Consider the following 10,852-nt stretch of genomic DNA (forward strand, 5'->3'; position numbering starts at 1 on the left):
CGAACGGGATTTATTGCCAGCTGATGCAACATTGGCTGGGTGAGAACCGAGGTCGACTCGCCAACGATCGAGTTCCTCACAGTTTGCTTAAGCGCCTGTTCCAGATTGGGCGTCATAGGCTCAGATCGCCGACGGCAATAAGCAGGGCGAGCACGGTGAGCACAACCCGGGTGTGGGTTGTGCTCACCGGTATGGAAGTTGCTTTTGCCTACGCCGGCACTGTGATTGGGGCTGAGGTTGCGGGTGGGGCGGTCAGTGGTTTCGCACGGCCTGCACGCACACCGTTGGCAATGACGACGATCTCTGCGAGTTCGTGGACAAGCACCACGGCTGCTAAGCCGAGTACGCCGAACAGGGCCAGCGGCATCAGGCCGACGACGATCACCAGCGACAACCCGACGTTTTGCAGCATGATGCGGCGGGCACGGCGGGCGTGGTCGAACGCTTGGGGCAGATGCCGTAGGTCTTCGCCCATGAGAGCTACGTCGGCGGTTTCGATCGCGACGTCGGTGCCCATCGCGCCCATGGCGACGCCCAGGTCTGCGGTGGCCAGCGCGGGTGCGTCGTTGACGCCGTCGCCGACCATCGCTGTCGGCCGCGACTTGCGCAATTGCGTGATCAGGTGGGCTTTGTCTTCCGGTCGTAGCTCGGCGTGAACGTCTGTGATGCCAGCTTGCGCGGCGAGGGCGGTAGCGGTGGCCGTGTTGTCGCCGGTGAGCATTGCTACCTGATAACCGGACCGATGAAGGTGGCTAACCACCTCGGCCGCTTCAGGCCGCAGCTCGTCGCGCACCGCGATGGCGCCGATGAGCTGGCCGTCGTATTCAACCAGCACGGCAGTGGCACCAGCTTCTTGCATCGCCGTGACTGTGTCCGAGAGTTCACCGGCGTCTAGCCAGCCCGGTCGGCCGAGCCGGGCGGGACGGCCACCGACGAGGCCGGTCAGTCCGGCGCCGGTGACAGATTCGACCTCGGCCGCCGCCATCCGCAGATCGGTAGCGGCCAGAATCGCGCGCGCCAGAGGGTGTTCGCTTTGGGCTTCCAGCGCCGCGGCAACGGCGAGGACTTGTTCTCCGCGTGTGCCGTTTGTGGTAGCGACTTCGATGACGGCCGGCTGATTACGGGTAAGTGTGCCAGTCTTGTCGAGGGCGATATTGCGGACCCTGCCCAGCGCCTCGAGCGCGGCGCCACCCTTGACCAGGACACCCAACTTGCTTGCCGCTCCGACCGCAGCGACCACGGTGACCGGCACCGAAATCGCCAGCGCGCACGGAGACGCGGCGACCAGCACCACCAACGCGCGTTCGATCCATACCATCGGGTCGCCAACGAGACTACCGATCCCTGCGACCAGGGCCGCGGCGACCATCACGCCGGGCACTAAGGGCTTGGCGATCCGGTCGGCCAGGCGTTGGCTCGCGCCCTTGCGGGATTGTTCAGCCTCGACGATCCGGACGATCCGGGCCAGCGAGTTGTCCTCGGAGGTCGTGGTGACCTCGACTTCCAGTACCCCAGTGCCATTGATCGACCCGGCGAACACCTCTGCCTTCGGACCGACCTCGACCGGGACGGATTCGCCGGTGATCGCCGAAACGTCCAGTGCTGTATGCCCACTGAGTACTACGCCGTCCGTGGCGACCCGCTCGCCGGGCCTGACCAAAACGATGTCGCCGACGCGTAGCTCACTCGGTGCCACCATCACGTCAGTGCCGCCGCGGCGCACGGTCGCTTGGTCGGGCACCAGCGACAACAGGGCCCGCAAACCACGGCGGGTGCGGGCCAGCGAGTACTCCTCGAGGCCTTCGCTGATGGAGAACAAGACGGCCAACATTGCCGCCTCTCCGACCTCGCCGAGGATGACCGCACCAACCGCGGCGATGGTCATCAATGTGCCGACCCCGATCTGTCCCTTCACCAACCGGCGCAGGGTAGAAGGCACGAACGTCCAGGCCCCCAGCGCCAGTGCTACCGCCTCGAGGCCGATCTCGACCGCGCGGGGTGCGCCGACCCAGCCGACAATCAACGCGCCCAACAGAAACACCCCGGAAACTGCCGCAAACTGGAGTTCCCGGACCTGCCACAGGTGTTCCGGCGCGTGTTCCTCGGTCTCGTCGGTGGTGGGTTCGTCGTGGCCGCAGCCGCACGCATCGCTCATCGAAGACTCTCCTTGCTGGCCTGGACTGAATCGGTGACGTCGCTGACGTAGTTCGGGCAGAGCGCTACCGCGCTGCCGGTGGCAGCCAGCAGAGTTTCCGCCGATGCCAGCAAATCCATCAGCTCAGGGCGGGTGAGGCTGTAAAACACCTGCCTGCCCTGTGGGCGGCCCTCCACCAGTCGGCAGTCGCGCAGGCATGCCACATGCGCCGACACCGTCGACTGCGCCAGTCCCAACTCTGTTACGAGGTCGGCGACCCTGGCCTCCCCGGTAGCTAGGCGACGCACGATCGCTAAGCGGGTGCCATCAGACAGGCTGTGGAACAACGCCACCGCCGCATCCACATTCGATCCGGTGCCGTTCGAAACGAAACACTCACCAACTTCATTCATCGTCATATACCGATGATAACTGCTATCAACGATCAATCAAAGCGTGGGTCGGTGCAGTTCGTACCTCGTAGGAGCTTTGCGGAACGCGGCAAACGTGGGAGACCGCTTCTGTCGATACGACAGAGTGCCATCTGGCGGTGTGGACTTCCTAAAGGGGTTTGATCCGTCGCAGCCTGGTGAAGGGGCTGCGTGAGGTCGTCGATTGAGGCGGGTTCTCACCGCTGGTCGTCGAGAAAGAACGTGGGGGTCCCTGCACGCCGAGGGCCAGTCCGTCTGCGACGTCGGTGCGGAATCCACCGTGAGGACCGGCCCAAGTAGACCGTCGAGTGCATGCCCAATCCGACTGTCAGCCAACTCATATCGACTGCGCCGACCCTCAGGCGTCGCGATCACTAGACCGCACCCACGTAGGCAGCAGAACAGTTGCGTGCATCATTGATGCATCTGATACAACATAGGTGTGACACGTGACGACGTTGTCAGCGCGCGACAAGCGCTGACCCAGAATGTTGTGCAGCTCGATCCTGAACGGGCGATGTTCGATGCGATGGTTGACGGGTGGGCTCAGCAGCAGCGGGCAAAGTTCCTGCGCGAGTCGACAATCGGTCCTCGAACGCGGCTAGTGCGCCGCCTCGCCGAGTTCGCTGGACTGTATCCGTGGCAGTGGACCCCCGAGGAGGGCGAAGCGTGGATCAGTCATCTTCGATCGGGCCCAACCCCACTTCGGTTGTCCACCGTCCGCGGCTACGAGGTGGACATCGGCCTGTTCTGTGCCTACCTGCTCGATGCCCGCTACGACTGGGTTACTGAGTGCATTGCTCAGTTCGGTCGCGCGCCCGTGCAGGTCTTCCACGAAGACAACTCCATCATCCACATCGGTGAGTACGAAGGTGATCCCGGTCGACGGCCACTGACCTACGACGAGGTCCAGGCACTGTTCGATGCCGCCGACGCACGGGTCGCGCAGATCCGATCTCGCGGCCGGAAAGGAGCGATACCGGCGCTGCGAGACGCCGTAGCACTGAAATACTGCTACGCCTACGGCCTACGCCGGCAGGAGGTTTCCCGCAGCGACGTCGTTGACCTCCGCAGGAACTCGAAATTCCCAGCCTTCGGTCGGTTCGGGGCACTGACAGTGCGGCACGGCAAAGCGTCCCGGGGCGGCCCGCCCAAACGCCGCACCGTGCTCACAGTGCCGGAGATGAGCTGGATCGTGGACATCCTCGACCACTACCTCACCGAAGTGCGCAGCGAGCTCGACCACACCGGACACCCAGCACTGTTTCTCACCGAACGCGGCAGCCGACTGGGAGTGCGCGCACTCAACACCGCCTTCGCCACCGCCCGCGACGCCGCAGGAATCGACCCGACACTCGACCTCCACTCGCTGCGCCACTCCTACGTCACGCATCTGGTGGAGTTCGACTACACCGAACGATTCATCCAGGAACAAGTCGGCCACGCATTCTCCTCGACCACGGCGGTCTACATCGGGGTCAGCAACGAGTACCGCAACGGACTGCTCATGCAGTCCATCCACGCCCGATACGGCCACCTCCTCAATGACGGGACCCCGACATGAAGCAGATCGACTACACGTGGCATCTGCGAGCCAGGATGGCCGCCCACGGCATGTACTCAACCACCGATCTGCAACCGCACCTCGCTGACCGCGGCATCACACTCTCCCGCGAGCAGGTGTACCGGCTGGTGACAGGACAACCGCAACGGCTGAGCATGCACACCCTGGTCGCCCTGTGCGACATCCTCGAGTGCACCCCCAACGATCTGATCGAACCCCACATCGTCGACACCACAGTCCGCAAGACTGCCGGCAAACCGGCAGGGGTCACACCGATCACCGCTCGTCGCACCACCATTCGACGACCGGGCACCGAGTCGTGAGTGTCGCCTCTCCGCCGAAGTATCCCTGTTCGGACTGCGGCACCATCGCCCCGAGATCCCAACGCACACCCGAAGGGGGAATTTGCCGGTCCTGCTACAACATCCGCCGCCGCGAACCGTGCAGCAACTGCGGCAAGCGCACCGCCCCCAGCACACGCACGGCCGCAGGCGATCCGCTATGCGGTCACTGTGCGCGTCCCAAACGCCGCTGCACCGGCTGCGGACAGATCGACCACATCAAGACCAGCGGTAAGGACGGCGAGCTGTGCCAGCGCTGCTACACCGCACCGGCACGCCTCTGCGGACGCTGCAACGACCACGCGCCGATCGCGATCAGAGCTCGCCCCGGCGCCGTGGACCTGTGCCGGCGCTGCGCCACAGCACCCGAGGAGACGTGCAGACGTTGCGGACTGCTCCGTGAAGTGCACACCCGGTGGCCCTTGGGACCAGTATGCGTGCGCTGCTATCGACGGACTCTGTCCGAGTCGGCGTCCTGTACCGACTGCGGCACCACCGCCGCACTCATCGGCAGAAATGCTGCCAGTCAACGCATCTGCGGTCCATGCGCGGGCTCTGACCTGGACTATCGGTGTGCAACGTGCGGCGGAACGGGGCAACATCATTTCGCCCGAACCTGCCACCGCTGCTCGATCATCCGGCAGGCCCGGGACCTGCTCACCACACCTCAGGGGTCGATGCCCGACAGCCTCGAGGAGTTGCCGGCGTTCCTTGCCGCCCGTGGCCAGCCGCGCTCGACGCTGAGGTGGCTGACCAAGCCCGCGACCGGCCAGCTGCTGAGGTCGCTGGCCTCCAGCGAGCACCCCATGAGCCACACCGTGCTCGACCAGTGCCCGCCGGGGTGGGGGCGCCACCATCTGCGCGAACTGCTTATCGAGGCCGCCATACTGCCCGAACGCGATGAAGCCCTCGAACGGCTCGACACGTGGATCAACGAGACCGCCGCCGCGTTGCCCGCCCACCACAGCGCGCTGATCCGCCCCTATGGGCATTGGGCCATCCTGCGGCGCGCTCGCCGCAGGTCCCGCCGTCGCCGGTTCACCCACGCCGCCGCCGACTCCGGCCGCAACAAAATTCGCGTCGCCATCTCGCTTCTGACCCACCTCGACGAGCACGGCCACACCGTGAGTGACCTGACCCAACCGATGCTCGATGCCTGGACCGACGGACAGCATCATCGCACCAACAACATCGCCGGGTTCATCACGTGGCTGACGCAACGTGGACTGGCCACCGACCTATCGGTGACCCGTTACCCCACCCCACCGCCGTCGCAGACCGGCGACGAACACGCCCACCAACACGCCATTGCCGCGCTGCTCTCCGGCGACACTTCCGCTGACTTGCCCACCCGCATCGCGGGTTTACTCGTGCTGCTCTACGGCGCACGACTCCCCCAGGTGCAGAACCTCACCACTTCGTCGCTCACCCACGATCGCGACCGGAGGTACGTGACGCTGGCACGTCACCCTATCGAGCTACCCGAGCGCCTCGCTGAGCTCATCGACACCCTTGCCGGCACCGTCTGCGCCGACCCGCGCACTCGCACCCGGGACGGCCGCGGACATTACCTCTTCCCGGGCAGAACAGCCCACCACCCGATGCACGTCAGAACACTGAACCGAAAGCTCACCACCGCAGGTATTCCCACCCGCATCAGCCGCAACCACGCCCTACTCGCGTTGGGCGCGGACCTACCCGCCGCAGTCCTGGCAACCCAGCTCGGACTGTGCTCTACGACCTCATCGCAGTGGGCGCAACTGGCCCAACGCGACTACACCGCCTACCTGCACAGCCACGACACCGAGCACCCAACCCCGCCGACCGACGTCCCGGTAGACACAAGTCGCTCAGCGGCAGCATGTCGGGTCGAGGACCTGCCGTAAAGCTTGCAGAGCGTCGGCGTGGGCCCGGTAGTAGACATTCATGCCGCGGCGCTGGGGCAGGACCATGCCGGCCTTCTTGAGTTGTCCGAGGTGGTGGCTGACCGTGGGCTCAGACAATCCGACAGCAGTCGCCAGGTCGCAGGTGCAGACCTCCCCCGCGGCATCGGTGAGCAGGATCGACATCAGCTTGATCCGCACTGGATCGGCAAGAGCTTTGAGCCGCAGGGCGATCTCCAGCGCCGCGGCGTCATCCAGCGGCGAGGCCGAGACGGGTGCGCAACAGATGGGATCGGTCATGTCGATGACCGGAAGCGTCTTGGGCATGTACCCAATCCTACCGACCTCATTGACATATGTCGAAGAGGTTGGCACTCTGGACCATGTCAGTAGTTCGATGTATGTCTCACAGGTGGAGGTAGTCATGTCGCGCATGCAGCTCGCGCTCAACGTCGATGATCTGGATCAGGCGGTTGAGTTCTACTCGAAGTTGTTCAATGTGGCACCGGCCAAACGCAAGCCGGGTTATGCGAACTTCGCGGTCGCGGAGCCGTCGTTGAAGCTGGTGCTGCTGGAGAATCCGGGTAAGGGCGGCACGATCAACCACCTCGGTGTGGAGGTCGAGTCCAGCGATCAGGTGCACGCCGAGATCGCCCGGCTCAGCGGCGAAGGCCTGTTCACCGAGGAGGAGATCAACGCCACCTGTTGTTTCGCGACCCAGGACAAGGTGTGGGTGACCGGTCCGGCAGGTGAAAAGTGGGAGGTCTACACGGTGCTGGCCGACTCTGACACCTTCGGGACCAGCCCAACGCTGTTGGCGGACAACGAGACCCCTGACTCTGATTCTGCGGTGTGCTGCGGTACCGCCGGCGCTGCGCAGCCCGGCCAGTCCACGGTGAGTGCGTCGACCGCTTGTTGCTGAGAGGCCATTCCCGCCGGTCGGCGGGCACCCCTGATGGTGCCCGCCGACCGGTTCAGGTGGTGTGGGTCAGGCGGGTGGTGAGGTCGGTGAGTCGAGCGGCGATGTCGTCGCGGATCAGGCGCATGCGCTCGACGCCGTCGATCCCGCGCAAGGAGGGTTCATCGGTTTCCCAGACCTCGACGACGGCCCCTTCTGGTGGGGCGACCTGCGCGGAGGTTCCCAGTACGACGGTCAGGTCCGCCTCGCGCATCAGGTCGTCGGTGAGCTGGCGAGGGGTGTGGTCACTGACGTCGACGCCGGCCTCGGCGAGTACCTGAGCGGACAGCTCGTTGACGCGCTTGCCGATCGCGGCGTCGGTGCCGGCCGAGGAGGCGTTGATCGTTCCGTCGGCCAGCGTGCTCGCCAAACCTTGGGCCATCACCGACTTGCCCCGATTGCTCACGCACACGAACAGAACCGAGTGTGGTGTGCTCATCGCACACTCGCGGTGTCGTCGGCGGGCGCGATCTCGGCCAGCAGGTCGACCACGAGCGAACGAATCTGATCGCGAATCGGGCGCACCGCATCGATGCCTTTGCCGGCAGGGTCGTCCAGGGCCCAGTCGCGGTAGCTGACGCCGGGAAAGACCGGGCAGGCGTCGCCGCATCCCATGGTGATGACCACGTCGGAGGATTCGACGGTGTCGGGGGTGAGGATCTTCGGTGCTTGGTCGGAGATGTCGATACCGACCTCGGCCATTGCCTCGACAGCGGCGGAGTTGATGGCGTCGGCGGGGGCTGACCCCGCGGAACGAACCTCGACCCGACCGCCGCCCAGGGCGGTCAAGAACCCGGCGGCCATCTGAGAGCGGCCGGCGTTGTGGACGCAGACAAACAACACACTCGGTGTCTGTGCAGACATGGGAGCAGCTTCCTTTTCGGTGTGACGGGGTTATGCGGGGTGAGGGGCGAGCTCGTCGAGCAACCGTTGAACGCGGGTGTCGAGGTCGTCGCGAATTGCGCGCACCCGATCCAACGGCAGGCCTTCGGGATCGGTGACTGTCCAGTCGAGGTACCGCTTGCCCGGATAGATGGGGCACGCATCACCGCAACCCATCGACACCACGACATCGGCGGCGGCGACGACATCGTCGGTCAGCGGTTTGGGGAAGTCGTTGCCCAGGTCGATCCCGATCTCGGTCATCGCCTCGACCACGGTGGGGTTGATCGAATGGACCGGCGCTGAACCCGCCGATCGGACATGGACGCGGCCCGGCCCGGTGGGTCAACAGACCTGCGGCCATCTGCGACCGGCCGGCATTGTGCACACACACGAACAACACCTCGGGCACGTCTTTGGCGATCGCCCCGTCGGATTGCGCCAGTGCACGCAACCGGTCGGCAGCGAACCGGCTCGCCAACGAGGTCAGATGCGCCTGTACCCGCGAGGTGCGGCGCAGTGCCGCATACGACTCGAAAACGCAGCGCTCCACCGTTTGCCGCGACACCACACCCTCGTACTTTGCGGCCAAGTCCGCGGCAATCCGACTGAGCACGACGTGGGGCATGAGCAGTTCGGGCTGTGCGCGATGCTCCCCTGCCGCCAGGCGCTGATCCAGGGTCGAGTCGTCCATCACCGTGCCTCCGTGACCGAGCTCGGCTGAGCTGTCGATTGTGGGGCGGTGAAGCGCTTACGCAACGCCAGCGAGACGTACACCAATCCCACGAGGACCGGCACCTCGATCAGCGGCCCCACCACCCCGGCCAGGGCTTGGCCCGAGGTGGCCCCATACGTTGCGATCGCGACCGCTATGGCCAGTTCGAAGTTGTTGCCCGCGGCGGTGAACGCCAGCGTGGTGGTGCGTTCATACCCGAGTTTCATGGCAGCGCCGAACGCGTACCCGCCGCCCCACATCACGGCGAAGTACACCAGCAACGGAATTGCGATCCGGACCACGTCGAGGGGTTGCGACGTGATCTGATCACCTTGCAGGGCAAAGAGAATCACGATGGTGAACAGCAACCCGTACAACGCCCACGGACTGATTCTGGGAATGAACTTCGACTCATACCAGTCGCGTCCCTTGCTCCGCTCCCCCAGATACCGGGATAGGAACCCGGCGACCAGTGGGATACCCAGGAAGATCAGCACCGATTTTGCGATCTGCCACGGCGAGGCGTCGATCGTTGTCTGTTCCAGTCCCAGCCAGCCCGGCAGCACCGAGAGGTAGAACCAGCCCAGGACCGCGAACATCACGACCTGGAACACCGAGTTGATCGCCACCAACACGGCCGCTGCTTCACGGTCGCCGCAGGCCAGGTCGTTCCAGATGATGACCATCGCGATGCACCGTGCCAACCCGACGATGATCAACCCGGTGCGGTACTCGGGCAGGTCGGCCAGGAAGATCCAGGCCAGCGCGAACATCAACGCCGGGCCGACAACCCAGTTGAGAACCAGCGACCCGATGAGCAGGCGCTTGTCCCCGGTCACGGTGTCGAGGCGGTCGTAGCGAACCTTCGCCAGTACGGGATACATCATGATCAGCAGGCCGATCGCGATGGGCAGTGAGACACCATCGAGCGAGATGGCCGAGAGCGCATCGTTCAGGCCGGGAATCAGCCGGCCCAGGAGTAACCCGGCGACCATGGCCACCCCGATCCACACCGGCAAGAACCGGTCGAGGGTGGAGAGCTTGCCGACGACCGCGGGATGCTCTGGTGTGTTCGTAGCGGTACTCACGCGGTCACCAACGTGTCTGCGGTGGGATCCGCTGAACTCAGAATCGACGAAAGGTGCTGCAACGCAGCAGGAATGACCCAGTAATACACCCACGTTCCCCGGCGCTCGCAGTCCAGCAACCCCGCCTGCCGCAACACCTTCAGATGATGGGAAATGGTGGGTTGGGACAGATCGAACGATTCCGAGATGTCACACACGCAGGCCTCCCCGCCGGCATGGCTGGCCACCAAGCTCAGCAACCGCAGCCGCACCGGATCACCCATTGCCTTGAACATGCGCGCGAGCTCCACTGTCGCATCGGCACTGAGCGGTTCCTGCACCAACGGCGTGCAACACGCCTCGCCTGCCACGACAGGCAACACCTTCTGTTTCGACATACGTCTATATTGACAGACCTCAAACCACCGAACAAATGAACATCGGCTGAACGCGAACCGCGCCGACGCCGCCCCTCGCGCGGCGCCCACCTCCCGCCCGAGGCGTGGCAACGACCGCGGCCGCCGCGAAGAACGCCGTTCCTGACCCGCCGATTGTTCTACGCCCTGACCTGCGCGGCAAGAGACTCCGACCGACCCGCCGCCACGCGCTGCGCTCCCATCGCGGCACCGGGCCGCTCTCCGCTCCTGCCACATCCGGCCAGCGCGCACAAGCGGCCAAATATCAGGAAAGGCCAAACCCGACCGGACGCCAAAGAAGTGTGGATCTGATGTCGAGCGAACGACGTTGCGACTGAACATAAATCGACACACGATGTGTGAAAACAGTTGCCTAACAATGAAATACGATGTATCATCGAGTAATGATGGTGAGGCCAATGACCAATATCGCACCGGCGAATATTGCCTCTCCGCCAGCC

Annotated in this window: 11 protein-coding genes and 2 pseudogenes; 4 read left to right on the plus strand and 9 right to left on the minus strand. The window is 64.7% G+C overall.

Features of this window, described 5'->3' with window-relative positions; all coding sequences use genetic code 11:
- Positions 1–208: 208 nt before the first annotated feature.
- The 3 genes and pseudogenes from CA982_RS25690 to CA982_RS27025 all read right to left on the minus strand — a co-directional run.
- Entirely contained in the window at positions 209–2,155 is a 1,947-nt protein-coding gene (locus CA982_RS25690; protein ID WP_035755484.1) for a heavy metal translocating P-type ATPase, read from the minus strand.
- The gene (locus tag CA982_RS25695) at positions 2,152–2,553 is read right to left on the minus strand and encodes an ArsR/SmtB family transcription factor (protein WP_035755482.1); all 402 of its coding nucleotides are present in this window, start codon (positions 2,551–2,553) and stop codon (positions 2,152–2,154) included. The genes CA982_RS25690 and CA982_RS25695 overlap by 4 nt, the downstream gene beginning before the upstream one ends.
- Positions 2,554–2,838: 285 nt before the next feature.
- Positions 2,839–2,961 (minus strand): annotated as a pseudogene (locus CA982_RS27025) (transcriptional regulator); the annotation flags it as partial.
- A 121-nt stretch (positions 2,962–3,082) separates the two neighbouring features.
- Here CA982_RS27025 and CA982_RS25705 point away from each other — a divergent pair.
- The 3 genes from CA982_RS25705 (at position 3,083) to CA982_RS25715 (ending at position 6,356) form a co-directional block, all read left to right on the plus strand.
- Complete coding sequence (locus CA982_RS25705) at positions 3,083–4,129, plus strand: tyrosine-type recombinase/integrase (protein WP_035755480.1); 1,047 nt, start codon at positions 3,083–3,085, stop codon at positions 4,127–4,129.
- Entirely contained in the window at positions 4,126–4,452 is a 327-nt protein-coding gene (locus CA982_RS25710) for a helix-turn-helix domain-containing protein (RefSeq protein ID WP_035755478.1), read from the plus strand. The genes CA982_RS25705 and CA982_RS25710 overlap by 4 nt, the downstream gene beginning before the upstream one ends.
- A gap of 695 nt (positions 4,453–5,147) precedes the next feature.
- On the plus strand, positions 5,148–6,356 hold the full coding sequence (locus CA982_RS25715) for a hypothetical protein (protein ID WP_035755476.1): 1,209 nt from the start codon (positions 5,148–5,150) through the stop codon (positions 6,354–6,356).
- On the opposite strand, the gene CA982_RS25720 is transcribed toward CA982_RS25715, so the two are convergent.
- Complete coding sequence (locus tag CA982_RS25720) at positions 6,321–6,680, minus strand: Rv2640c family ArsR-like transcriptional regulator (RefSeq protein ID WP_035755474.1); 360 nt, start codon at positions 6,678–6,680, stop codon at positions 6,321–6,323. The genes CA982_RS25715 and CA982_RS25720 overlap by 36 nt on opposite strands.
- A gap of 97 nt (positions 6,681–6,777) precedes the next feature.
- Here CA982_RS25720 and CA982_RS25725 point away from each other — a divergent pair, with 97 nt between their 5' ends.
- Positions 6,778–7,275 carry an ArsI/CadI family heavy metal resistance metalloenzyme gene (locus tag CA982_RS25725; RefSeq protein ID WP_035755472.1) on the plus strand — a complete coding sequence of 166 codons (498 nt, stop codon included), beginning with the start codon at positions 6,778–6,780 and terminating at the stop codon, positions 7,273–7,275.
- 52 nt (positions 7,276–7,327) lie between these two features.
- Here the strand turns inward: CA982_RS25725 and CA982_RS25730 are convergent, their stop codons facing one another.
- From CA982_RS25730 to CA982_RS25750, 5 genes and pseudogenes are all read right to left on the minus strand, one after another.
- A complete protein-coding gene (locus tag CA982_RS25730; protein ID WP_035755471.1) occupies positions 7,328–7,750 on the minus strand; it encodes an arsenate-mycothiol transferase ArsC in 423 nt (140 codons plus the stop codon).
- The gene (locus CA982_RS25735; protein ID WP_035755467.1) at positions 7,747–8,175 is read right to left on the minus strand and encodes an arsenate reductase ArsC; all 429 of its coding nucleotides are present in this window, start codon (positions 8,173–8,175) and stop codon (positions 7,747–7,749) included. Before CA982_RS25735 ends, CA982_RS25730 begins: the two co-directional genes overlap by 4 nt.
- Before the next feature lie 30 nt (positions 8,176–8,205).
- Positions 8,206–8,887, minus strand: a pseudogene (locus CA982_RS25740) (arsenate reductase ArsC).
- Entirely contained in the window at positions 8,887–9,996 is a 1,110-nt protein-coding gene (gene arsB / locus CA982_RS25745; protein ID WP_035755465.1) for an ACR3 family arsenite efflux transporter, read from the minus strand. Before arsB ends, CA982_RS25740 begins: the two are co-directional and overlap by 1 nt.
- Positions 9,993–10,373: an ArsR/SmtB family transcription factor gene (locus CA982_RS25750; RefSeq protein ID WP_035755463.1), complete on the minus strand. Its 381-nt coding sequence runs from the start codon at positions 10,371–10,373 to the stop codon at positions 9,993–9,995. The genes arsB and CA982_RS25750 overlap by 4 nt, the downstream gene beginning before the upstream one ends.
- Positions 10,374–10,852 lie beyond the last annotated feature (479 nt).

The sequence above is a fragment of the Gordonia lacunae genome (assembly GCF_002149015.1).
Taxonomy (GTDB): Bacteria; Actinomycetota; Actinomycetes; order Mycobacteriales; family Mycobacteriaceae; genus Gordonia; species Gordonia lacunae.